We start from the raw sequence: 23,915 nt of genomic DNA, 5'->3' as shown, positions 1-23,915 counted from the left end.
GCCTGCCCCGCCCGGAAGCCGGGCGGGCAGGAATGGGCCGATCGGCCCGGACCTCAGTGCTCCAGGTCCTCATGCGCGCGGTCGCGCATATAGAACGCGGCGATCAGGCCCAGGGCCACGCCGAACATCACATAGTAGGCTGGGGCCATCGGCGAACCGGTGGTCTTGATCAGCCACGTCACGATGAACTGCGCGAACCCGCCGAAGATCATCACGGCCACGTTGTAGGCCAGCGACAGGCCGACCGAGCGCACGCGGGCCGGGAACAGCTCGGCCATTACGGTGCTGAACACGCCGAAGAAGGCCGACACGAAGAGGCAGACCACGACCTGCACGGTCAGAAGGCGGCCGATCGACGGCGCGTCCGACAGCCAGAAATACAGCGGATACAGCGCGATCAGGTAGCCGATCAGGGAGCCGATCACGAGGGGGCGGCGGCCGATGCGGTCCGACCAGGCGCCCATGAACGGCGTCAGCAGGACCATCAGCGCCGCGCCTACCATCTGCACCATGAAGGTCTGGTTCAGCGGCAGTTTCAGGATCTGCGTCGAGTAGGTAACCAGATAGGTGAAGGTGATGTAGATGGACACCGTGGCCGTCACGACCAGGCCCACGCCGATCAGCGTCTCGCGCGTGTGGGTCTTGAGCATCTGGCCCAGGCTCATGCGCTTGACCTCGCCGCGTGCGGCAGCCTGGCGGTCGTCTTCCTTCATCTGCTTGAAGGCTTCGGTTTCGTCGACGTTGCGGCGGATATAGATCGCGATGGGAACAATTACCAGACCCAGGGCGAAGGGCAGGCGCCACGCCCAGTCGGCGATCTGCTGCTCGGTGAAGAACTCGGTGATCAGCGTGCCGCAGGCTGCGCCGATCAGCAGCGCGAGCATCTGGCCGGCCATTTGCCACGATCCGTAGAAGCCGCGCTTGCCGTTGGGCGCCATTTCGATCAGCAGGGCCGTCGAAGTGCCGAACTCGCCGCCCGCCGAGAAGCCCTGGAGCAGGCGCGCGATGAGGATGAAGATGGGCGCCAGGATGCCGGCGGCGTGGTAGGTCGGGGCGACCGTGATCAGCGCGATGGACACGGCCATCAGCGAGGTCACCAGCACCATGGCGGCCTTGCGGCCCTTCCTGTCGCCGTACAGGCCCAGGATGATGCCGCCGACCGGGCGCATGAAGAACCCGACGCCGAAGATGGCCGTGGTCATGAGGATGGCGTTCAGTTCACTGCCCGGGATGCTGGGATCCGTCGGGAAGAACAACTTCGCGATGATGGGCGTCATGAACGCGAACACCAGGAAGTCATACCATTCGAGGGCGTTGCCTATCACTGCTGCCACGATGTTGCGCGTGGGGACTGCTTTGTGCTGCACGGTTTCTCCTTGGGGGTGTTTTCAATCCGGGCGCCATTCTAGGCTAGTTGGCCAGGCAGCCCGGGACGCGGCCGCTTCCTGGCGATACACTGCGTCTTTTCCCCAAGAGAGTAGTGACATGAACGCGCGCACCTGGCTGGAAACGCTGGTTGGCTTTGACACGACCAGCCGAAATTCCAATCTTGCCCTGATCGAAACCGTCCGTGATTGGCTCAAGGGCCAGGGCGTCGACGCATGGCTGGCGCACAATCCCGAACGCACCAAGGCCAATCTGTTCGCCACGCTGCCCGCGCAGGACGGCAACCAGCAGGGCGGCATCGTCCTGTCGGGCCACACTGACGTGGTGCCCGTGGATGGCCAGGACTGGAGCTCGGATCCGTTCAAACTGGTCGAAAAGGACGGGCTGCTCTATGGGCGCGGCGCCTGCGACATGAAGGGCTTTATCGCCGGGTCGCTGGCCCTGGTGCCGGAATTCCTGGCCATGCCGCGCAAGAAGCCCATCCACCTGGCGTTCTCCTACGACGAGGAAGTCGGCTGCGCGGGGGCGCCCTACATGCTGGCCGACCTGCACGAGCGCGGCATCCGCCCCGAAGGCTGCGTGGTGGGCGAACCCACGGGCATGCAGGTGGTGGTGGCCCACAAGGGTATCAACCTCTTCCGCTGCAAGGTGCACGGCAAGGCGGCCCATTCGTCGCTGACGCCCCGCGGCTGCAATGCCATCGAGTACGCAGCGCGCCTCATCTGCCGCATCCGCGACCTGGCCGACAGCTTCAAGGCCAACGGCCCGTACGACCAGTTCTACGATGTGCCGTTCTCCACTATGACGACCAACCAGATCCGCGGCGGCATCGCGGTCAACACCATCCCGGAACTGTGCGAATTCACCTATGAATTCCGCAATCTGCCGGGGATGCAGCCCGACGCGATCCAGGCGGAAGTCGAAAAATACGTGCGCGAAGAACTGCTGCCGCGCATGCAGGCCGAATTCGACGGCGCCAGCATCGAAATCGAAACCGGCGCCGCGGCGCCCGCCCTGGAGGCCTCGGAAGAAGCGGCCATCACCCAGCTGGTGCGCGCCCTGACCGAAGACCGCGCCACGCGCAAGGTCGCGTATGGCACCGAGGCCGGCCTGTTCCAGGGCATCGGCATCCCCACGGTAGTGTGCGGCCCCGGCCACATCGAACAGGCCCACAAGCCCAACGAATATGTGGCCCTGGATCAACTGGCCGCTTGCGAGACTTTCCTGCGCCGTATGGGGCAGTCGCTCTGAGGGCAGGGGGGCGCCCCGTAGGCGGGCGCCGCCCCGCCTACGCCCGCGTCAGGTAAAATGACGGGTTGCAAACCGGATTTGCGGCCGGCACTGGCCTGCCGCGATGCCGGGGGAGAATGCTTGGTGAAACCTTACGACTTTCCGGATGACAAGGGCCATTTCGGGCCTTATGGCGGCGTTTTCGTGGCGGAAACGCTCATGCACGCGCTCGATGAGCTGCGCGCGGCCTATGACCATTGCCGTGTCGACCCCGCCTTCCTGGAAGAGTTCAACTATGAACTCAAGCATTTCGTCGGCCGTCCCAGCCCGGTGTATCACGCCCGCCGCTGGTCCGACCTCCTGGGCGGCGCCCAGATCTGGTTCAAGCGCGAAGACCTGAACCACACCGGCGCCCACAAGGTGAACAACTGCATCGGCCAGGCGCTGCTGGCCAAGCGCATGGGCAAGCCGCGCGTCATCGCCGAAACCGGCGCCGGCCAGCACGGCGTGGCCACGGCCACGGTCGCGGCCCGCTACGGCATGGAATGCGTGGTGTACATGGGCAGCGAAGACGTCCGCCGCCAGGCCTCCAACGTCTACCGCATGAAGCTGCTGGGCGCGACGGTGGTGCCGGTCAATTCCGGCTCGCGCACCCTGAAGGACGCGCTGAACGAAGCCATGCGCGACTGGGTCACCAACATCGAGAATACGTTCTACATCATCGGCACGGTGGCGGGGCCCGACCCCTATCCGCGCATGGTGCGCGACTTCCAGACCGTGATCGGCAATGAATGCCTGACGCAGATGCCCGAGGCCATCGGCCGCCAGCCCGACTATGTCGTGGCGGCGGTGGGCGGCGGCTCCAACGCCATGGGCATCTTCCATCCCTACATCCCCTACGAGAACGTGCGCCTGATCGGCGTCGAGGCCGCCGGAGAGGGCATGGACAGCGGCAAGCATGCCGCGTCGCTGGCCGCGGGCCAGGTCGGCGTGCTGCACGGCAACCGCACCTACGTCATGCAGGACGCCGACGGTCAGGTTCAGGAGACGCATTCGGTCTCCGCCGGCCTGGACTACCCTGGCGTGGGCCCCGAGCACGCCTGGCTCAAGGATACGGGCCGCGCCGAATACGTCGGCATCACCGACGACGAAGCCCTGAAGGCCTTCCACGATTGCTGCCGCATCGAAGGCATCATGCCCGCGCTGGAATCGTCCCATGCCATCGCCCAGGCCGTGAAGATGGCGCCCACGCTTGCCCGCGATGCCGTGATCCTCGTCAATCTGTCGGGCCGTGGCGACAAGGACATGCATACCGTCGCCGAACGTGCCGGTATCGAGCTCTAACACCATGACAACTCGCACCGATCGCATTGCCGCCGCATTTGCGCGCACCGCGGAATCCGGCCGCTCCGCGGCCCTGATTCCCTACATCGCCGCAGGCGATCCTTCCCCTGCCGCCACCGTTCCCCTGATGCACGCGCTGGTCGACGCCGGCGCCGACGTCCTTGAACTGGGCGTGCCGTTTTCCGACCCGATGGCCGACGGCCCGGTGATTCAGCGCGCCGCCGACCGCGCCATCGCACAAGGCGTGGGCCTGGCGCGGGTGCTCGATCTGGTCGCGGAGTTCCGCCAGCGCGACACCGCCACCCCGGTGGTCCTGATGGGCTACGCCAACCCGATTGAACGCATGGGCCAGTCTGAATTCGCCCGCCGGGCCGGGCAGGCCGGCGTGGACGGCGTGCTGGTCGTGGACTATCCCCCGGAAGAAGTCGTCGAATTCGCCGCCACGCTTGGCGAGCACGGCATCGCTCCCATCTTCCTGCTGGCCCCGACGTCCACGGAAGAACGCATCAAGGCCGTCGCCGCTGTGGCGCGCGGCTATGTCTATTACGTGTCGCTCAAGGGCGTGACCGGCGCGGGCTCGCTCAATACCGACGACGTCGCCGAGCGCGTGGCCCTGATCCGCCGCCATGTGCGCGACATTCCGGTTGGCGTGGGCTTCGGCATCCGCGACGCCGAAAGCGCCCAGCGCGTGGCGCGCGCCGCCGATGCGGTCGTCATCGGCAGCAAACTGATTGAAACCATGGAGCAGGCGGCCGCCAACGCGCCCGCCGACCAGAAAAACGACGCCGCAGTTGCCGCCGCCAGCGGCTGGCTGCGGACCATCCGGCAGGCGCTGGACCAAGTAAAACGAGAGAACGCGTCGGCCTGAGCGGCTGGGCGCGACTTCAACCGGGATGAAAAATCAATGAGCTGGATCGACAAACTCCTGCCTCCTCGCATCAACAAAACCAGCGACAGCGGCGCCCGCCGCGTTCCCGAAGGCCTTTGGGTGAAATGCCCGTCGTGCGAATCGGTGCTGTATAGCGAAGACCTGGCAGCCAACCTCCACGTCTGCCCCAAATGCGACCACCACATGCGGATCGGGGCTCGCGCCCGCATTGATTCGCTGCTCGACATGGAAGGCCGCGTGGAAATCGGCCAGACCACGCGTTCGGTCGATACGCTCAAGTTCAAGGACACCCGCAAGTACCCCGAACGTCTGCAAGAAGCCGTCAAGGCAACGGGCGAGACCGATGCGCTGGTGGTAATGAGCGGCTCGATCCGCGGCGTTCCGGCCACGCTGGCCTGCTTTGAATTCGAATTCATGGGCGGTTCCATGGGCTCGGTCGTGGGCGAGCGCTTCGCGCGCGGCGCGCAGGCCGCCCTGGACAACAAGACGCCGTTCATCTGCGTGGCCGCTTCCGGCGGCGCGCGCATGCAGGAAAGCCTGCTGTCGCTCATGCAGATGGCCAAGACGAACGCGATGCTGACCCGCCTTTCGGCGGCCGGCCTGCCGTTCATCAGCGTCCTGACCGACCCCACCATGGGCGGCGTGTCGGCCAGCTTCGCCTTCATGGGCGACGTGGTCATTGCCGAACCCAAGGCCCTGATTGGCTTTGCCGGTCCCCGCGTCATCGAGCAGACCGTGCGCGAAAAGTTGCCGGAAGGCTTCCAGCGCGCCGAGTTCCTGCTGCAAAAGGGCGCAATCGACATGGTCGTCGACCGCCGTCAGCTGCGCGAGGAAATCGCCCGCCTGCTGGCCCTCCTGAACAATCAGCCCGCGGACGTGGTTACTGCCTGATCTTGCGTGTGCGCCGGCGCGGTGGATCACCGCCCGCCGGCCGCCTCGGATGCCGTCGGCCGCCCAGGGTTGCCGACGGCATTCTTGTCTGGCGGGCATGCAGCTTGCTAACACCGGCGCGGCGCTCCGGCGCGTTGAATCGCACGGTTTTCGGAACAGTGTTTTTCAGGCGAATTTGTTGCCTTATTGCGACATGAATCAAGCCAGCTGATCCGGAGTTTGCTATGGTTCCCCGTTAGTCCGGAAATACATGGAGTTTCCAATGCAGTCGACGAAGAAGAAAATGCTTACGCGCCTTGCCGGCCTGGCCCTGGCAGGGGCCGCCACCATCGCAAGCGCCCAGTCGTCCGAGGGCACGCAGGGCGGCGTAAGCCTGCACTACGGCATTGGCGACCACTACAAGCGCCTGACGCTGAATTACGAAACGGCCTCGCTCTGGACCTATAACTTTGGCGGCAACTGGGGCCGGCTGGACCTGACGCCGGAATTCGGCGCCTCGTACTGGCAGGCCGATGGCTCGCGCTCGCCGGGCCACGTCTGGCAATTCAGCGCCATCCCGATGTTCCGCTGGTGGACCGGCGAACGCTTCTACATCGAGGCCGGCATCGGCGCCACCCTGTTCTCCAGCACGCGCTTCGCCAACGAGAACATCAGCACGGCATTCCAGTTCGGCGACCATGTTGGCCTGGGCTTTCTGCTGACGCCGAACAATCGCATCGGCGTGCGCTACTCGCACTTCTCGAACGCCAGCATCAAGCGCCCGAACCCGGGTCTGGATGTCGTACAGCTTACCTACACCTACCAGTTCTGATCCCGCCGCGCGCTGCGTTGCGGTCCTCGCTGCCGAGGACCCGCGGCCCGGGCGAATCACTCGAATCCACCCCCCCGGGGTGGATTTTTTTTGCGCCCGGTTCCAGGCTGGGTCGACGCACACCATAAAAATATTATGTTCTGACGGCGTGTCCACGTACTTGTTGGTGTGGAGTGCAATGGCCAGAATGCCTTGGCGTCACACCACACACACAATGAGCCGCCGCAGGGCTCCGGACCGCGTCGCGCGCGGGCTTCGGGCGTCCGCGACGACGGCAAACGGAGACAGTCAAATGAACAACCCCTGTACGCACGCGCGTCCGATGGCGCGCATGGCAACTGCAATCGGCCTGGCCCTGGCCCTGTCCGGCGCCGCTTCCGCCGTCATGGCCGAGGAATTCCCGAACAAACCGCTGCGCATGGTCGTGGGCTTTGCCCCAGGCGGCGGCGCAGACATCGTGGCCCGTCTTGTCGGCGCCAAGATGGCCGAAAGCCTGGGGCAGCAGGTCGTGATCGAGAATCGCGCCGGCGCCACGGGCACGATCGCGGCCGACAACGTGGCCCGGTCGCCCGCCGATGGCTATTCGTTGTTCCTGGGCTCGCAGTCCACCATGGTGGTGGCGCCCTCGCTGTTTCCGACGCTACCGTTCAAGCCCGAGAAGGACTTCGCGCCGGTGTCGCAGGTCGTCACCATGCCCTTGATCCTGGTGGTCAATCCCGCCCTGGTCAACGCCAGAACCGTGCAGGAGCTCACCGATCACATCCGTAAGTCCGGCGACGGCACGTTGAGCTACGCGTCGTCCGGGCAGGGCGGACCGCAGCACATTGCCGGTGAACTCTACGCGCACAAAGTGGGCACGAAGGTGACGCACGTGCCCTACAAGGGCGAGTCGGCGGCCATCGCCGACGTGCTGGGGGGACACGTTCCCTACATGTTCGCCAATCTGCCCGTGGCGCTGCCCCACATCAGTTCCGGCAAGCTCCGGCCGCTGGCCATTACCAGCCTGAAGCGGGATCCGAAGGCGCCGCAGATTCCCACCCTGGCCGAATCCGGATTCAAGGACTTCGAGGTGTCGACCTGGTACGGCGTCTTTGCGCCGGCCAATACGCCGAGGCCCGTGGTCGATAAGCTGTCGCGCTCGATCCGCACGGCGCTGGACCAGGGCGACATGCAGGCCAAGCTGGGCGAACAGGGTTTCACCATCGTCGGCAGCGATTCCGCCGCCTTCACTCGCTTCGTGGGCGCGGAATTGCCGCGCTGGTCCGTGCTGATCCGCGATATCGGCATCAAGCCCGAATAGCGCAGACCCGCCGCCCGGGTGCGTCCCGGCGGGACGTTCCCTTATCCTTTCCGAGACAAGCAAATGATCGACTTCACCGAAAAGCGCGCCGCCGGCCCCGTCATCCGGCTGCATTCCGCGGACAATGTCGTGGTGGCGCGGGTGCCCATCGGCATCGGCACGGCAGTACCCTCCGAGGGCCTGGTCAGCCGCAGCCAGGTTCCGGCCGGCCACAAGATCGCGGCGCGGGATCTGCGCGCCGGCGAGCCCGTCCTGAAATACAACGTCTGCATTGGCTTTGCGGCCGCGGACATTCCGGCCGGCACCTACGTGCATTCGCACAACATGGATTTCCAGGAATTCGACCGCGATTACGCGCACGCCCGCGACTATGTGCCGACGTCCGTCCTGCCCGAATCGGAGCAGGCACGGTTCCAGGGGATCGTGCGCGCCAACGGGCAGGTGGGCACGCGCAACTACATCGGCATCATGGCCACGGTCAATTGCTCGGCGACGGTGGTGCACCGCATTGCCGCCGCGTTCACGCCGGACCTGATGACGGCCTATCCGAACGTGGACGGGGTCGTGGCGCTGAGCCACGGCATGGGCTGCGGCATGGAGATGTCGGGCGAGCCCATGGACCTGCTGCGCCGGACCATGGGCGGATACGCCTGTCACGCGAACTTTGCCGGCGTGCTGATCGTCGGCCTGGGCTGTGAACGCAACCAGCTGGATGCCTTGCTCAAGGACCAGGGGCTGGAAGCAGGCGCGCGGCTGCAGACCTTCATCATGCAGGAGACCGGCGGCACGCGCAAAACCATCGAGGCCGGCATTGCCGCGGTCAAGGCCATGCTGCCCGAAGCCAATGAGGTTACGCGCGAGCCCGTGCCCGCGCGGCATCTTACGATTGGCCTGCAATGTGGCGGATCCGATGGCTTTTCGTCGATCACCGCCAACCCGGCGCTGGGCGCGGCCATGGATATCCTGGTGCGCCATGGCGGCACGGCCATCCTGTCCGAGACGCCGGAAATCTACGGCGTCGAGCACACGCTGACGTCGCGGGCGCGCAGCCGCGAGGTGGGTGAAAAGCTGGTGCAGCGCATCCGCTGGTGGAAGGAGGAATACTCGCCCGGGCGCGACGTGCAGATCAACGGCAAGGTCAGTCCCGGCAACCAGATGGGCGGCCTGGCCAACATCTTCGAGAAATCGCTCGGTTCCTCGATGAAGGGCGGCACGACGGGATTGATGCAGGTGTACCGCTACGCCGAGCCGGTGCGCCAGCCGGGCATGGTGTTCATGGATACGCCCGGATTCGACCCCGTGTCGGCGACAGGACAGATCGCGGGCGGCGCCAACATGATCTGCTTTACGACCGGTCGAGGGTCGATGTTCGGCGCCAAGCCGGTGCCCTCGCTCAAGCTGGCGACCAATACGCCGATGTACCAGAGGCTGACCGAAGACATGGACGTGAACTGCGGAGACATCCTGGATGGCGCCGCCACCCTGCAGGAAGTGGCGCAGCGCATCTTCGAGACGATCCTGCGGGTGGCCTCCGGCGAGCGCAGCAAGAGCGAATTGCTGGGCCTGGGCGACCACGAATTCGTGCCCTGGAATATCGGCGTCGTCAGCTGAGCGCGGGGCAGCCCCGTTCCCTGCGGCCAGTCATCGGCGATCGGCCGCGGGGAACGGAGCGGAACGTGTCAGGCGTCCGCCAGCGCGGCCGCGCCGGGCATGTCAAAGCCGTTGCCTTCCAGCGCGGCCCTCAGCGCCGCGGATTGCGCGGCATCCAGTTCGACCAGCGGCGGACGCACCGTCGCCCAGGCGGCGTCGCCAGATTTCCAGGCGATGGCGGCCTTCATGGCGGGAATCATCGGGAACTGCTGGAACACCCCGCGTGTCGCGTTCAGGCCGGCCTGCAGGGCGTCGGCGTCGGTCTCCCGCCAGCGCTGCTGCAGCGCGACGATCGGACTTGGATTGACGTTGCCGGTGGCCGTGATGCAGCCCACGCCGCCCGCACGCAGAGTTTGCAGCAGGAAGGCCTCGCTACCCGCATAGACCTGGAATCCGCGGGGTCCAAAGCGTTCGATCATGGCCGCGGTGTTGTTCCAGTCGCCGCCGCTGTCCTTGACGCCTGCGACGATGCGGGGGTAACGATCCAGCAGGCGGCCGATCAGGTCCAGGCCTAACGGCACCTGACTCACGGGCGGGATGTGGTACAGGTACATGCGCAGCTGGTCGTCGCCGACGCCTTCGATCAGCTCGGCGTAGTAGCGGAACAGCCCTTCGTCGCTGACCCCTTTGTAGTAGAAGGGCGGCAGGACCAGCACGCCCATGCTGCCGGCGCGCACCGCGTGCCGGGTCAGCGCAATGGCATCGGGAAGCGCGCAGGCGCCCGTGCCGGGCATCAGCGCCTCGGGCTCCACGCCGGCTTCCAGCAGCGCATCCAGCAGACTGTGCTTTTCTGTAAGCGAAAGCGAGCTGGCTTCCGAATTGGTGCCGAAGATGGCCAGCCCGACCGATTGTTCGCGCAGCCAGCGGCAGTGCTTTACGTAACGGCCCAGGGCTGGGCGATGGCGCTCGTCGAACGGCGTCAGGACCGGAGAAAAAACGCCGGGAATGCGGGCTTGGGTCGTCATGATCTCTACTCGGGTGGATGAAATGGAAGCGGCGCGCCGCGGCGCCGGCTCCTGAGATTCTGGCACTGGCCACGCCAATGAACATCTGCTGTTTAATGTGTTCAATCCATAAAATTATTGTGGTTTGCCACGGTTCAGGCCTCGCACCAGAAGAGGGGGAGACCATGGATACCCGGTATGTGCAGAGCTTCGTGTCGGTGATCGAGAGCGGATCGCTGGCCGAGGCGGCGCGGCGGCTGGACCTGACGCCCGCCGCCATCGCGGCGCGAGTGCGCACGCTCGAAGAAGAACTGGGCGCCACGCTCGTCAAACGGGTGGGCCGCAGCGTCAAGGCGACCGAAGCGGGCCTCAAGGTCCTGGAGCGGGCGCGCTCCGTGTTGCGCGAAGTGCGCGACCTGCGCGCCAGCGCGACGGACGACGCGCCCCTGGGTGAATTGCGTCTGGGCGTGTCGGCGTCGGCGCTGACCGGCATCATGCCGGTCGTGCTGGCGCGCCTGTACCGGCGCCTGCCCAAACTGGCCGTGTTCATGGAGCCCGGGACATCCAATCACCTGTATCACCGCGTGATCAACGGGGATCTGGATGCCGCGTTCATCGTAAAACCTCAGTTCAGCCTGTCGAAGGGTCTGGCCTGGAGACTGGTGACCGAGGAGCCGCTGGTGGTGTTGGCGCCGCCGGGCACCGCAAGCAACGATGCACACGAGCTCATGAGCACGCAGCCCTTCATCCGCTACGACCGCAATGTCTGGGGCGGTCGCCTGGCGGACCAGTACCTGCGGCAGCACGGCATCACGCCGCGCGAGCGACTGGAGGTCGACGGCTTGATGGGGATCGCCTGCATGGTGTCAGAAGGGCTGGGCGTGTCGCTGGTGCCGGACTGGGCCCCGGACTGGCTGGACAGCCGGCGCGTCAAGCGCGTGTTGCTTCCGGGGCGCGCGCCGCTGCGCCGGATGGGCATTCTGTGGGCGCGGCACATGCCGCATTCGGCGCTGGCGGAAGCCTTTGTGGAAGAGGCCGGCCGCGCGTTGAACCTGCCCGAGCAGCGGGCAGACGCGGACTGAGTCCCGGGCATGGGTCCCGCGCAGGTGGCGGGGCGATGGCGTTCGGCCGCGCCATGAAAAACGCCCCGCAAGCCGGATCGAAATCCAGCTTGCGGGGCGCGGTGTGCTGCCGGGCCGAAGCCCTTTCGGGCTTGCGGCTTAGTGGCGCGTTTCGACCTGAACCAGCGGCTCGTTGGAAACGGCGGCCACGGGCTTGCGCTCGCGGCCCAGGCGGACCGGCGTGTGGGCGGCGGCGATACGCAGTTGCGTCTGCGCATGGCGTTCAGGATCGGTTTCCACCCACTGCAGGCCGGCGGCGTTCACCACGTCATGCAGCGCCTGGGCCTTGGCAGCGGGCACGCTCGCGGGCACCACGATGGGCTGTTGCGCGCTGGCCGGCGCCACGGGGGCGGGCGACGGGGCGACCGAAGCCGCTTGCACGGGGGCCGCGACCACGGGTTCGACGGCAGGGGTTTCCGCAGCCGCCTGCACCGGTTCCGCCGGAACGGAAGCCACGCTGGCGGGTTCCACGGCGACCGGCTGGGTCGCTTCGGGAGCGGCGGTCTGCACAGGCTGGGCGACGGGCGCTGCCGCGGCTTGCACGGGCTCGGCCTTGACGGCTTCGGCCTGCTCGGCCGGCGCTTCCTGGGTCTGGACCGGCTGCGCGGCCGCTTGGACGGGCTGGGGTTGGGCCTGGGCGGCTTCAATCTGTTGCGCCGGCGCGGCTTCAGCCTGCTGGACGGGAGTCGGGGCAGCTTGCGGCTTGGCGGCTTCGGCCTGCTCGGCGGATTGCTCGCCCTGGGCGGCTACGCCTTCGGCTTGCTGTTCGCCGGCGTCGTCCGAGCCGTCTTCCTGCTGTTCGTCGCTGCCGGCCAGGCCTGCTTCTTCCTGGCTGCGGCGGCCGCGGCGGCTGCGGCGGCGGCGGCGCTTGCGCTCAGGATCGGCCGCGCCTTCGGCGCCTTCAGCGCCCGGAATCGCATCGGCGGTCTGTTCGACAGCGTCGGCGGCATCCTGGACGGGTTCAGCGGAAGCCTTGGTTTCAGGCAGCGCGGTGGCGACGGTCTGGGCCAGAGCCGCGACCATGCTTTCCTGTTCGCTCATCGGGGCGTCGGACTGGCCTTCCTCGCGGCGGTTGCGGCCGCGGCCGCGGCGGCGGTTGCGACCGGCGCCAGCGTCTTCGCCGTTGAGCTCCACTGCCTGCTCGGGACGATTGGACGCCAGGGATGCCTGGACGGCCTGCGTGTCGCGCTCGGCGCGGCCTTCGTTGCGGCGATCGCCGCGTTCGCCTTCGGCGCGGCGGTTGCCGCGAACGTGGTGGCGGCCGCCTTCGCTGCCCTCGGCGCCTTCGCCGCGGGATTCGCCGCGACGATTGCGATTGCGGTCAGAACCGTGGCGCTCGCCGCGGCGTTCCTGGCCATCGTGGCCGCTGCGGCCCTTGCCGCGGCTGGAGGCGGGACGCTTGGCGCCTTCTTCCGTGGCGGCGGGGGCTGCGGGCTTGGCGGGCTCGGCGCTGCCGGTCAGCCAGCCGAACAGGCGCTTGAACAGGCCGACGGGCGCGGCGGGAGCCGCGGGCGCTGCGGCCGGGGCCGCAGGCGTCGAGACCGGAGCGGGCTGCGAGGGGGTGATGCCCTTGACCAGCGCTTCCGGACGGGCCTTGACTTCGCTTTCGCGCGGTTGCCAGGGCGCATCGGTGGCGGGCGCTTCAACCAGTTCGAAGCTGGTCTTCACTTCTTCCAGGCGCGGGTCGTCGTGGCGCAGGCGCTCGATGTGGTGGTGCGGCGTTTCCAGATGCTTGTTGGGGATCAGCATCAGGTTGACCTTGAGGCGGGCCTCCATCTTGGTGATGTCGGAGCGCTTTTCGTTCAGCAGGTAGGTGGCCACGTCGACCGGCACCTGGGCGTGGACCGCCGCGGTGTTCTCCTTCATGGCCTCTTCCTGCAGCAGGCGCAGCACGTGCAGGGCGCTGGACTCGGCGTCGCGGATCACGCCGGTGCCGTTGCAGCGCGGGCAGGTGATGTGCGAGCCTTCGTTCAGGGCCGGACGCAGGCGCTGGCGCGACAGTTCCATCAGGCCGAAGCGCGAGATCTTGCCCATCTGCACGCGGGCGCGGTCGAAATGGAGGGCATCGCGCAGGCGCTGTTCGACGGCGCGCTGGTTCTTGCTGTCTTCCATGTCGATGAAGTCGATGACGATCAGGCCGCCCAGGTCGCGCAAGCGCAATTGGCGGGCCACTTCGTCGGCGGCTTCGGAGTTGGTGCGCAGCGCGGTCTCTTCGATGTCGGCGCCGCGGGTGGAGCGGGCGGAGTTGACGTCGACGGAAACCAGCGCTTCGGTGTGGTCGATCACGATGGCGCCGCCCGAAGGCAGCTGCACGGTGCGCGAATAGGCCGTTTCGATCTGGTGTTCGATCTGGAAGCGCGAGAACAGCGGGATGTCGTCGCGGTAGCGCTTGACGCGCTGGACGTTGTCCGGCATCACCACGCTCATGAAGGCGGTGGCCTGGTCGGCGATTTCGTCGGTATCAATCAGGATCTCGCCGATTTCGGGCGAGAAATAATCGCGGATGGCCCGGATGACCAGGCTGGATTCCAGATAGATCAGGATGGGCGCGGAATTGTCGCGCGCGGCGCCGTCGATGGCGGTCCAGAGCTGCAACAGGTAGGACAGGTCCCACTGGAGTTCTTCGACGTTGCGGCCGATGCCCGCGGTGCGGGCGATGATGCTCATTCCCTGGGGCAGTTCAAGCTGCTCCATGGTGTCGCGCAGTTCCTGGCGGTCCTCGCCCTCGACGCGGCGCGAAACGCCACCGCCGCGGGGGTTGTTGGGCATCAGGACCAGGTAGCGGCCGGCCAGCGAGATGAACGTGGTCAGGGCGGCGCCCTTGTTGCCGCGCTCTTCCTTTTCAACCTGGACGATCAGTTCCTGGCCTTCGCGCAGGGCGTCCTGGATGCGGGCGCTGCGGACATCCACGCCTTCCTTGAAGAAGCTGCGGGCAACTTCCTTGAAGGGCAGAAAGCCGTGGCGGTCTTCGCCGTAGTTGACGAAGCAAGCTTCGAGGCCGGGTTCGATCCGGGTGATGACACCTTTGTAGATGTTGCCTTTGCGTTGTTCGCGGCCGGCAGTCTCGATGTCAAGGTCGATGAGTTTTTGCCCATCGACGATAGCGACGCGTAATTCTTCCTGATGCGTCGCATTGAACAGCATGCGCTTCATGAGAGGGTTTCTCCGTTGTCATGACGCGCCGATATCGGCGCGTGACCTCGGGCCACTCGGGCTGCGGCTGAAGCGGGCAAGAAATGCGGACCGTACCTGGGCGGCGCCCAGGCGTATCCGCCGCGGGTCAGGCGGGCACGTCGTGCCGTGCGGCACGGGGTTCTGTCAGCAGGAGGGTCAGCTTCACTGAATGTGGTTTGACGGAGTTGTGCTGTGAACGGCAGCTGCGGTCGGATTGGTTGCCTACGCGCAGCTGGTGCTTTAAATATGCGACGATTCTTGCAGTGCTTCAGAGCCGCTTGCGGCATGCAACGGACCTGCTGGGACAGCGGGCAAAATGAATGCCACACCACTATCCCGCAGGGCGCGGTTGCGCCGGCGACCAAGAGACCCAGGGGTTGAATGAGCAGGCAGTACAATGGCGGCCCGCGCGCTCGACGGAGTTGCGTGTTGGTTGCATCTCTACGCCAGGCGGCTAGTTCAGCCCCTTAAGGCTGTCCCGATTATATGTCGCTTTCCGCAATGCGCAAAGAAACTTCCTCCCCTGAATCCGCCTCTAAAGCAGCCCCCGCCGTCCGCATGGTCGAAGTGGGTGCCGAACACGCCGGCCAGCGCCTGGATAACTACCTCATGCGGCTGTGCAAGGGCGTCCCCAAAACGCACATCTACAAGGCCATCCGCGGCGGCGAGGTGCGTGTAAACAAGGGACGCATCTCGGCCGACTACCGCGTCGCGGAAGGGGATGTCGTCCGCATTCCGCCGCTGCGTCTGCCCGATCCCGGCAAGCCCAAGCCGGTCCCCGGGGCGGAATTTCCCATTGTCTTTGAAGACGACGCCATGCTGGTGGTGGACAAGCCCGCCGGCGTGGCGGTCCACGGCGGCAGCGGCGTGTCGTTCGGCGTGATCGAACAACTGCGCGCCGCCCGGCCGCAGGCCAAGTTCCTGGAACTGGTCCACCGGTTGGACCGCGAGACCTCCGGGCTGCTGATGGTGGCCAAGAAGCGCAGCGCGCTGCTGGAGCTGCACGCGATGCTGCGCGAAGGCAGGAGCGACAAGCACTATCTGGCGCTGGTCGAGGGCGATTGGGTCAATGACCGCCAGCACATCAAGCTGCCGCTGTCCAAATGGACCACGCAGACCGGCGAGCGCCGCGTCAAGGTCGACCGGGACGGCCAGGCCGCGCATACCATTGTCACGCTCAAGCAGCGGTTTGGCGGTTACAGTCTGGTCGACGCGGAGCTGCGCACCGGGCGCACCCACCAGATCCGGGTGCATCTGGCCGCCAGCGGCTTTCCCATCGTGGGTGACGACAAATACGGCAGCGACGACGTGCGCGCGCAATTCGCGCGCCAGGGGTTCGGCCGGATGTTCCTGCACGCCCACAGCCTGACCCTGCCTCACCCCCTTACGGGCGAGGTCATGACCCTTACCGCCGAGCTGCCGCCAGCTTGCCGGAATATTCTGAAATCACTGGAGTCTGTCTGATATGTCGTATTCGCTGGTCGTCTTTGACTGGGATGGCACCCTGATGGATTCCACGCACAGCATCGTGGCCGCCATCCAGGGCGCCTGCCGCGACCTGGAGCTGGCAGTGCCGTCGGCGTCCGACGCGAGCTGGGTGATCGGCCTGTCCCTGGAAAGCGCCCTGCGCCGGGCCGTGCCCGAGCTTACCCAGGCGATGCTGCCGCGCTTTCTCGAGCGCTATCGCACGCATTATCTTCTGCGGGATCCCGAACTGCGCCTGTTCGAGGGCGTGGAAGGCCTGTTGGCCGAATTGGCGGGGCAGGACGTGCGGCTGGCCGTCGCCACGGGCAAGAGCCGTGTCGGCCTGACCCGCGCGCTGGCCGCTACCGGCCTGGGGCCGCTATTCGACGCCACCCGCACCGCCGACGAAACCTTCAGCAAGCCGCATCCCGCCATGCTGCATGAGCTGATGCAGGAGCTGGATGTGGATCCCGCCCGCGTCGTGATGGTCGGCGATACCTCGCACGACCTGCAGATGGCCTGCAATGCGGGGGTCCATGGCCTGGGCGTGACCTATGGCGCGCACACCCTGAAGGAGCTTCAGGGATGTGCCCCGCAGGCGGTGCTCGACAGCGTGCCGCTGCTGCGCGAATGGCTGATGCCGCGGGTCGGCGCAGGCGTCTAGCATCCCGGGAGTCCCTGTCGGCGCGGAACGTCCGCCGGGGCTCCCTGTCTATCGAACAGAGGTAGGGCGGTTGCGCCCGACTTCAGACCGTCGCCGCGGAATATTATTGGGCTGTCCAGCGTCCATGGAGTGCGCGGGGCGTGCTCATGGCGCCTGGCGGGCGCCATACCGGAGACCACGATGCTGATACGCAAGCCCGACGATTTTGTTCCCTCCGAGATCACGTCCGAGGCCGTATGGCGCTCGCGCCGCGAACTCATGTTGCGCGCGGGGCTGGCTGCCACCGCGATCGGGCTGCCGGGATGGGCTGCGCGCAGCGCCCGCGCCCAGGACGCCGGCGCCTTGCCGGGCAAGTCCAACCCGGCCTTCAGCGTGATTGACAAGCAGACATCGCTGGCCGACGTCACGTCGTACAACAATTACTACGAGTTCGGCGTCGATAAGGGCGATCCCGCCGCCAATGCCGGCAAGTTGCAGACGCGTCCCTGGTCTGTCGCCGTGGAAGGCGAGGTGGCAAAGCCGCGCGTCTTCACCATCGAGGAATTGCTCAAGCTGGCGCCCATGGAAGAGCGCGTCTACCGCCTGCGCTGCGTCGAGGGCTGGTCGATGGTCATTCCGTGGGTCGGTTACTCGGTGTCCGAACTGCTCAAGCAGGTCGAACCCACCGGCAACGCCAAATATGTGGAATTCGTGACGGCCGTGCAGCGTGACAACATGCCGGGCGTGCGCACGGCCATCCTGGAATGGCCCTATGTTGAAGGGCTGCGCATCGACGAGGCCATGCATCCGCTGGCGATGCTGGTGTTCGGCGTCTATGGCCGGGTGCTGCCCAACCAGAACGGCGCGCCGCTGCGGCTGGCGGTGCCCTGGAAGTACGGATTCAAGTCGGCCAAATCGCTGGTGAAGATCCGCCTGGTGGAAAAGCCGCCGGTATCGTCGTGGATCAAGGCGGCGCCGCAGGAGTACGGCTTTTACGCCAATGTGAACCCCAATGTGCCGCATCCGCGCTGGAGCCAGTCCACCGAGCGCCGCATCGGCGAGGACGGCCTGTTCAGTCCCAAGCGCAAGACGCTCATGTTCAATGGCTATGGCGACCAGGTGGCGGCGCTTTACCAGGGCATGGACCTGAAGGCCAATTACTGAGACGCCGCCGATGCCCGCAGGTGCTCCCCAGGCGGCGTCGGCGCCGCGCAAAGCGCAGTTGTCGGCCAGGACGGTGGGGCGCTTCAAGCCGCTGCTGTTCCTCCTGGGGCTGGCGCCGTTCGCGCGCTGGATCTGGCTGGGCATGCACAACGGGCTGACGGCGAACCCGGTGGAATTCCTGACCCGCTCGTCCGGCACCTGGACCCTGGTCTGCCTGCTGGTCACGCTGTCCATCACGCCCTTGCGCCGCCTGACCGGGCAGCCCGCGCTGGTGCGGGTGCGTCGCATGTGCGGCCTCTTTGCGTTCTTCTACGCAAGCATGCACTTCATGGCCTGGGTGTGGTGGGACCGGGGCTTCGATCCGGCGGAGATGTTGCGCGACATCGGCGAACGCCCCTTCATCATGGTGGGGTTTTCGGCGTTCGTGTTGATGACGGCGCTGGCCGCTACTTCCACGCAATGGGCCATGCGGCGGCTGGGCAAGCGCTGGCAGACGCTGCACCGCGCCGTCTACGCGATCGGCCTGCTTGCGATCCTGCACTACTGGTGGCACAAGGCCGGCAAGAACGACCTGACGCAACCGGCGATCTACGCTGCGGTCCTGGCCCTGCTGCTGGGCTGGCGCCTGGTTGCGTGGTGGAAACGCCGCCCCTAGGCGCGGCGCCCCAGGGGCGTTACAGCATCGCCAGCATGATGGCGGCCGTTTCCGCATCCGGCTGGCCGTCGTGCAGTGCGGGCCGGTAGTGCATCTGGAAGGCCGCCAGCGTGTTGATGGTGGCGCGGTCCAGTGTGCCGTCCTGCGGGCTCGCATAGCCCAGCCGCTGCAGCTGCTTCTGGAACCAGGCTGCATCCGGCGTGCCTTCGACCTGCAGGCGCGCCAGGTGCGCGGCGGCGCCGGTTTCGTCGTACCAGCGGCCGATGCCGGCCGCAGCCAGCGCTTTCCAGGGGAAAAGCGGGCCGGGGTCCACCTTGCGCTGCGGCGCGATGTCGCTGTGGCCCACGATGTTCTCGGGCGCGATGCCGTGGCGCTGCATGATGTCGCGTAACAGGATCGTCAGCGCGCGCATCTGGCGTTCGTTGTAGGCGTGCCAGAGCGGCTTGCCGTCTTCGCCCTCCGTCCAGCCGGGATTGACGATTTCGATGCCGATCGACGTGCTGTTCATGGCGACATTGCCGTACCAGGAGCTGGCGCCGGCATGCCAGGCGGCACGGTCCTCGTCGACCAGGCGATAGGCGCGGCCGGATTCGTTCACCAGGTAGTGGGCGCTGACTTTGCCCTTGGATAGCAATTGCATCGACCGGGCGTCGTCCACGGTCGTGTAGTGCAGCACGATGGAACGGACGCGGCTGCTCTGGCTGACAGCCTTGACCGAAGTGTCCAGATCGAGCCCGGCGGGGCCGCGCGTGGCGCAGCCCGCAAGGGCCGCCGCGGCCAGCAGCGTGCAGATAAGGCGGAACATCATCAGCGGGCCAAATAGAGGAACAGCGTGGGCAGCTTGTCCAGCTGGGGCGCCGGCAGCTTTTTCCAGTCGGCCACGGTGTGCGTGACGACCCATTCGTCGGCGGTCGTCACCGAACGGGCGATGCAGAGCTTCGTGTCGCCTTTCAGGGTTGCCAGCAGCGTGGCGAACATGGCGGCGTTACGGTACGGGGTTTCGATCAGCAACTGCGTCTGGTTGTGCTTGGCCGAGTGCTGTTCCCAGGCGCGCAACTGCTTGGCGCGTTCGGAAGCGTCCACCGGCGCGTAGCCATGGAAGGCGAAGCGCTGGCCGTCCAGTCCGCTGGCCATGAGGCCCAGGAGGATGGAAGAGGGGCCGACCCACGGCTTGACGGCGATTCCCAGGCGATGCGCGGCGTCGACCACCTTGGCGCCGGGGTCGGCCACGGCGGGGCAGCCGGCTTCCGAAACCAGTCCGATCTCGGCGCCGCGTTTAATGGGGTCAAGCCACGTCTTGATTTGTGCGGCATCGGTCTTGTCGGTCAGCGTATGGATCGTGATTTCCTGCAGCGGCCGCGTCGTGCCGATAAGCTTCAGGAAAGCGCGCGCCGTCTTGGCGTTCTCGGCGATGTAGGTGTCCAGTCTGCCCGCCAGGGCGCGAACGTCTGCGGGCAGCCAGCGCTCCGGCGGCGCTTCGCCCAGGCTGACGGGTATCAGGTGCAGGGCGCCGCTCATGCGGACGCTCCGGGCGCGTTCAGCGGATCCAGTCCGAATTTCGCCAGCATGCGGGTCAATTCGATCAGGGGCAGGCCTATGATGGCGGTGGGGTCGTCGCTTTGGATGCTTTCCATCAGGGCGATGCCCAGGCTTTCCGCTTTGGCGCTGCCTGCGGTATCGTAAGGTTCTTCGGCGCGCAGATACGCGTCGATGGCGTTATCCGACAGCTGACGGAAGCGGCAACGGGTGATGATGTCCGCTTTTTCCACCCGCTGGCCGTCTGTAACCGCCAGCGCGCTGTGAAACTCCACCAGTTGGCCCGACAGTGCGCGTAATTGCGCCTGGGCGCGGGGAAAATCGCCGGGCTTGCCGATGGGGTCGCCGTTCACGGTGGCTACCTGATCCGATCCGATAACGATGCTGCCAGGGTGGTTTGCCGCCACCGCCATGGCCTTGGCCACAGACAGGCGCAGCGCCAGCGCCTCGGGCGTTTCGCCGGGTTGTGGCGTTTCGTCTACATCGGGGGAAATCGCGGTAAAGGGCAGTCGCAGGCGCGACAGCAGTTCTTTGCGGTAACGCGAGCTGGACGCGAGGATCAGGCTAGGCTTCGAAGGCATGCGGCATTTGACGATATTACGTAAGTCACAGTATTATCTAACGTTTTGCGGCATTTTTGCAGGAACATCAACATGACACCTAAGGGATTGCCTGGCGGCGCGAGCCGCGAAGCAGGCGGATCGGCGGGTGCTGGCAAAGGTGTATCTGCCAAGGGTGCCTGCGCGGATGTGGACGTCAAGCGCATCGACGCCTTCGCTTTTGCCCGCTTGGGCAAAGAGGCGCAGGGTTCTATCGCTCTGGTGCGGCTTGCTCGCGTGGTTGACGGCTTGCCTGAACAACCCTCGGGCGAGGCCGGTCTGGTGATCTGGTCCGTGCGCGGCGAAGAAGGCAAGACCGGCTTGCTGATGGGTCAGCCGCTACTGCGCCTGCATGTGCAGGCGAATCCGGTCGTGATCTGCCAGCGGTGCAATGCGCCGTTTGCGTATCCGGTCGACAGCGAAGTCCTGCTGCAGTTGGTCAAATCCGAAGACGACCTCGACGATGGGTATTCCGTTGCTGAACAAGGCGACGGCTACGACGACGAGGACGACGAAGACGAAGGAAAGGATTCTGTGGCCAACCTGCCTGAAAAGGTGGTGGGGTCGCATCACTTTGATCTGTTGGCCCAGATCGAAGATGAGCTCATTCTGAGCATTCCGTATGTGCCCAAGCATGATGTATGCCCGGGCGCGCAGGCCAATGCCAGCGAAGCTTCTGAAGAGGAGCCCGCTGTCAAGCGTCCGTCGCCGTTTGCGGTGCTGGAACAACTGAAGCACAAAGATTGAGATCAACATCGGGCCGCTTGGCGTACAATGCGCCCCGTTTCTAGGAGTCATCATGGCCGTTCAACAAAACAAGAAGTCCCCCTCCAAGCGCGGTATGCACCGTTCGCACGATTTTCTGGTGGCCCCGTCGACCGCCATCGAACCCAACACCGGTGAAACGCACCTGCGTCACCACATCAGCCCGAACGGCTTCTATCGTGGCCGCAAGGTCCTGAAGACCAAGGCCGACGAATAAGGCCCCCGGGCCGAACTCGTACTCGGACCAATTCGGCTGAGCGCTGATACCTGGCACCCGTGATACGCATCGCCATAGACTGTATGGGCGGAGACTTCGGTCTGCCCGTCACGATTCCGGCTGCGATCGAGTTCGCCCGGCAATTCCCGGACACCCGGCTATTGCTGGTCGGGCTTCCCGACGCTATTGAAGCGGCGCTCTCCGAGCACCGCAGCGTGGCGCGTGATCGTCTCGAGATCGTGGCGGCTTCCGAAGTCGTCACCATGGACGACCCGGTCGAGGTCGCCCTGCGCCGCAAAAAAGACTCCTCCATGCGCCTCGCCGCCCAGTCCGTCAAGGACGGGCGCGCGGACGCCTGCGTTTCCGCCGGCAACACCGGCGCATGGATGGCCATTTCACGCTATGTGCTCAAGACGCTGGACGGCATCGACCGCCCCGCGATCGCCACGTCCATTCCAAACCAGACGGGCCGCGCCACCACGGTGCTGGACCTTGGGGCGAATGTGGACTGCACGGCCGAGCACCTGCTGCAATTCGCCATCATGGGCGCCGCGCTCTCGCAGGCGGTGGACCATCGCGACAACCCCACCGTGGGCTTGCTCAACATTGGCGAAGAAGTCATCAAGGGCAATGAAGTCGTCAAGGAAGCCGCCGAGCTCCTGCGGGGCAGCCCGCTGAACTTCTACGGCAACGTGGAAGGCAATGACATCTTCAAGGGCACTGTCGATGTCGTCGTCTGCGACGGTTTCGTCGGCAATGTCGTGCTCAAGTCCGTCGAAGGGCTGGCGAAGATGCTTTCAAACGTCATTCGCGAAGAGTTCAAACGCAATCTGATCACGCTGCTCGCCGGCGCGGTGGCCAAGCCGGTGCTCAACCGCCTGCGCAACCGCGTCGACAATCGTCGCTATAACGGCGCCGCCTTGCTGGGCTTGCGTGGCGTGGTAATCAAGAGCCACGGTTCCGCGGACGTTTACGCCTTCGGTTTTGCGTTGCAACGAGCCCGCGAAGCCGTAGTGAGTAAACTGCTGGAGCGCACCGCTCAGACGGTCGCTCAAATTACCAAGCGCGTTCAATCTGGCGATCGCCCTTCGGCGGCGGCGCCCAACGTGGCTGGGGACACCGCTTGATGGATACCGCAATGAAATATTCCGTGATCGCGGGCACCGGCAGCTTCCTGCCGGAACGCGTGGTTTCGAATGACGAACTGGCTGCGGAACTGGCGACGCGCGACATCGCCACGTCCGATGAATGGATTGTCGAGCGCACTGGCATCCGGCAGCGCCACCTCGCCGAACGCGGCGTGACCACCAGCCAGCTGGCCACCGAGGCATCGCGCCGCGCGCTGGCCGATGCCGGGGTCGATGCGTCCGACGTCGACCTGATCGTGGTGGCCACGTCCACCCCGGATTTCGTGTTTCCCAGTACGGCTTGCCTGGTGCAGGCCAATCTCGGCGCCAAGGGTTCGGCCGCATTCGACGTGCAGGCCGTCTGCAGCGGCTTCGTTTACGCGCTCACCACCGCCGACAGCTTCATCCGCGCCGGCCGCGCGCGTTGCGCACTGGTGATCGGCGCCGAAGTGTTCTCGCGCATCCTGGACTGGAACGATCGCAGCACCTGCGTGCTGTTCGGCGACGGCGCCGGCGCGGTAGTGCTGAAGGCTTCCGACAAGCCGGGCATCCTGGCCGCGCAGCTGCATGCCGACGGCAGCCAGATGAAGATCCTCAGCGCTGCGGGCAACGTGGCCTACGGCGACGTGACGGGCGATCCTTTCCTGCGCATGGACGGCCAGGCCGTGTTCAAGCAGGCCGTGACCGTGCTGGATCGCTCCGCGCGCGACACCTGCGCCGAAGCCGGTGTGGAAGTCGCCGACGTGGATTGGCTGATTCCGCATCAGGCCAATGTGCGCATCCTGAATTTCCTGGCCCGCAAGCTCAGCGTGCCGGTCGAGAAGGTCGTCATCACCGTCGATAGCCACGCCAATACCTCTGCGGCCAGCGTGCCGCTGGCGCTCGATGCCGCGCGCCGCGATGGCCGTGTCAAGCCGGGCCAGCTCATCCTGATGCAAGGCGTAGGCGGCGGATTCACCTGGGGCTCGGTCCTGGCCCGCATGTAAAGGCTTGCGCCGGGCGAGG

Annotated in this window: 22 protein-coding genes; 16 read left to right on the top strand and 6 right to left on the bottom strand. The window is 66.0% G+C overall.

Features of this window, described 5'->3' with window-relative positions; all coding sequences use genetic code 11:
• Window positions 1-53: 53 nt before the first annotated feature.
• Window positions 54-1,367, bottom strand: a complete 1,314-nt coding sequence (locus KYC_RS11140; protein ID WP_008162047.1) for an MFS transporter — start codon at window positions 1,365-1,367, stop codon at window positions 54-56.
• Between the two features lie 118 nt (window positions 1,368-1,485).
• Here KYC_RS11140 and argE point away from each other — a divergent pair, with 118 nt between their 5' ends.
• The 7 genes from argE (at window position 1,486) to KYC_RS11105 (ending at window position 9,462) form a co-directional block, all read left to right on the top strand.
• Window positions 1,486-2,637, top strand: a complete 1,152-nt coding sequence (gene argE, locus KYC_RS11135; protein ID WP_008162046.1) for an acetylornithine deacetylase — start codon at window positions 1,486-1,488, stop codon at window positions 2,635-2,637.
• 123 nt (window positions 2,638-2,760) lie between these two features.
• Complete coding sequence (trpB, locus tag KYC_RS11130; RefSeq protein ID WP_008162038.1) at window positions 2,761-3,960, top strand: tryptophan synthase subunit beta; 1,200 nt, start codon at window positions 2,761-2,763, stop codon at window positions 3,958-3,960.
• Window positions 3,961-3,964: 4 nt separating this feature from the next.
• Window positions 3,965-4,828 carry a tryptophan synthase subunit alpha gene (trpA, locus tag KYC_RS11125; protein WP_008162036.1) on the top strand — a complete coding sequence of 288 codons (864 nt, stop codon included), beginning with the start codon at window positions 3,965-3,967 and terminating at the stop codon, window positions 4,826-4,828.
• A 36-nt stretch (window positions 4,829-4,864) separates the two neighbouring features.
• Window positions 4,865-5,740: an acetyl-CoA carboxylase, carboxyltransferase subunit beta gene (gene accD / locus KYC_RS11120; protein WP_008162034.1), complete on the top strand. Its 876-nt coding sequence runs from the start codon at window positions 4,865-4,867 to the stop codon at window positions 5,738-5,740.
• 262 nt (window positions 5,741-6,002) lie between these two features.
• Window positions 6,003-6,551 (top strand): acyloxyacyl hydrolase, encoded by a 549-nt coding sequence (locus KYC_RS11115; protein WP_008162032.1) that lies wholly within the window; start codon window positions 6,003-6,005, stop codon window positions 6,549-6,551.
• Window positions 6,552-6,843: 292 nt separating this feature from the next.
• Window positions 6,844-7,851 (top strand): tripartite tricarboxylate transporter substrate binding protein, encoded by a 1,008-nt coding sequence (locus KYC_RS11110; protein ID WP_008162031.1) that lies wholly within the window; start codon window positions 6,844-6,846, stop codon window positions 7,849-7,851.
• Between the two features lie 63 nt (window positions 7,852-7,914).
• Window positions 7,915-9,462 carry a UxaA family hydrolase gene (locus tag KYC_RS11105; protein ID WP_008162030.1) on the top strand — a complete coding sequence of 516 codons (1,548 nt, stop codon included), beginning with the start codon at window positions 7,915-7,917 and terminating at the stop codon, window positions 9,460-9,462.
• Window positions 9,463-9,530: 68 nt separating this feature from the next.
• Here KYC_RS11105 and KYC_RS11100 read toward each other — a convergent pair whose 3' ends face one another.
• On the bottom strand, window positions 9,531-10,466 hold the full coding sequence (locus KYC_RS11100; RefSeq protein ID WP_008162029.1) for a dihydrodipicolinate synthase family protein: 936 nt from the start codon (window positions 10,464-10,466) through the stop codon (window positions 9,531-9,533).
• Window positions 10,467-10,630: 164 nt separating this feature from the next.
• On the opposite strand from KYC_RS11100, the gene KYC_RS11095 reads away from it, so the two are divergent.
• Window positions 10,631-11,527, top strand: coding sequence for a LysR family transcriptional regulator (locus KYC_RS11095; protein WP_008162028.1), 897 nt, complete (start codon window positions 10,631-10,633; stop codon window positions 11,525-11,527).
• Between the two features lie 138 nt (window positions 11,528-11,665).
• On the opposite strand, the gene KYC_RS11090 is transcribed toward KYC_RS11095, so the two are convergent.
• Window positions 11,666-14,719 (bottom strand): Rne/Rng family ribonuclease, encoded by a 3,054-nt coding sequence (locus tag KYC_RS11090; protein ID WP_008162027.1) that lies wholly within the window; start codon window positions 14,717-14,719, stop codon window positions 11,666-11,668.
• A gap of 507 nt (window positions 14,720-15,226) precedes the next feature.
• Here KYC_RS11090 and KYC_RS11085 point away from each other — a divergent pair.
• The 4 genes from KYC_RS11085 (at window position 15,227) to msrQ (ending at window position 18,666) form a co-directional block, all read left to right on the top strand.
• The gene (locus tag KYC_RS11085; RefSeq protein WP_085945446.1) at window positions 15,227-16,204 is read left to right on the top strand and encodes an RluA family pseudouridine synthase; all 978 of its coding nucleotides are present in this window, start codon (window positions 15,227-15,229) and stop codon (window positions 16,202-16,204) included.
• 1 nt (window position 16,205) lies between these two features.
• Complete coding sequence (locus KYC_RS11080) at window positions 16,206-16,868, top strand: HAD family hydrolase (RefSeq protein WP_008162025.1); 663 nt, start codon at window positions 16,206-16,208, stop codon at window positions 16,866-16,868.
• Window positions 16,869-17,048: 180 nt separating this feature from the next.
• A complete protein-coding gene (msrP, locus tag KYC_RS11075) occupies window positions 17,049-18,011 on the top strand; it encodes a protein-methionine-sulfoxide reductase catalytic subunit MsrP (protein ID WP_008162019.1) in 963 nt (320 codons plus the stop codon).
• Between the two features lie 10 nt (window positions 18,012-18,021).
• Window positions 18,022-18,666: a protein-methionine-sulfoxide reductase heme-binding subunit MsrQ gene (gene msrQ / locus KYC_RS11070; RefSeq protein WP_008162017.1), complete on the top strand. Its 645-nt coding sequence runs from the start codon at window positions 18,022-18,024 to the stop codon at window positions 18,664-18,666.
• A gap of 19 nt (window positions 18,667-18,685) precedes the next feature.
• Here msrQ and KYC_RS11065 read toward each other — a convergent pair whose 3' ends face one another.
• The 3 genes from KYC_RS11065 to KYC_RS11055 are packed head-to-tail and all read right to left on the bottom strand — an operon-like array spanning window position 18,686 to window position 20,783.
• The gene (locus KYC_RS11065; protein WP_043518149.1) at window positions 18,686-19,471 is read right to left on the bottom strand and encodes an N-acetylmuramoyl-L-alanine amidase; all 786 of its coding nucleotides are present in this window, start codon (window positions 19,469-19,471) and stop codon (window positions 18,686-18,688) included.
• Window positions 19,472-19,473: 2 nt separating this feature from the next.
• Window positions 19,474-20,184, bottom strand: coding sequence for an SAM-dependent methyltransferase (locus KYC_RS11060; protein WP_008162014.1), 711 nt, complete (start codon window positions 20,182-20,184; stop codon window positions 19,474-19,476).
• A complete protein-coding gene (locus KYC_RS11055; protein WP_008162008.1) occupies window positions 20,181-20,783 on the bottom strand; it encodes a Maf-like protein in 603 nt (200 codons plus the stop codon). The genes KYC_RS11060 and KYC_RS11055 overlap by 4 nt, the downstream gene beginning before the upstream one ends.
• A gap of 72 nt (window positions 20,784-20,855) precedes the next feature.
• Between KYC_RS11055 and KYC_RS11050 the strand changes: the two genes are divergently transcribed.
• The 4 genes from KYC_RS11050 to KYC_RS11035 are packed head-to-tail and all read left to right on the top strand — an operon-like array spanning window position 20,856 to window position 23,896.
• Window positions 20,856-21,548, top strand: a complete 693-nt coding sequence (locus KYC_RS11050) for a YceD family protein (protein ID WP_081478018.1) — start codon at window positions 20,856-20,858, stop codon at window positions 21,546-21,548.
• A gap of 52 nt (window positions 21,549-21,600) precedes the next feature.
• Entirely contained in the window at window positions 21,601-21,783 is a 183-nt protein-coding gene (gene rpmF, locus KYC_RS11045) for a 50S ribosomal protein L32 (protein WP_006218037.1), read from the top strand.
• A gap of 59 nt (window positions 21,784-21,842) precedes the next feature.
• Window positions 21,843-22,910: a phosphate acyltransferase PlsX gene (gene plsX / locus KYC_RS11040; RefSeq protein ID WP_043518120.1), complete on the top strand. Its 1,068-nt coding sequence runs from the start codon at window positions 21,843-21,845 to the stop codon at window positions 22,908-22,910.
• Window positions 22,910-23,896 (top strand): beta-ketoacyl-ACP synthase III, encoded by a 987-nt coding sequence (locus KYC_RS11035; RefSeq protein WP_043518119.1) that lies wholly within the window; start codon window positions 22,910-22,912, stop codon window positions 23,894-23,896. Before plsX ends, KYC_RS11035 begins: the two co-directional genes overlap by 1 nt.
• Window positions 23,897-23,915 lie beyond the last annotated feature (19 nt).

The organism is Achromobacter arsenitoxydans SY8, from assembly GCF_000236785.1.
In the GTDB taxonomy this organism is placed as follows: Bacteria; Pseudomonadota; Gammaproteobacteria; order Burkholderiales; family Burkholderiaceae_B; genus Achromobacter; species Achromobacter arsenitoxydans.
This window is presented reverse-complemented; position numbering and strand designations above follow the sequence as displayed.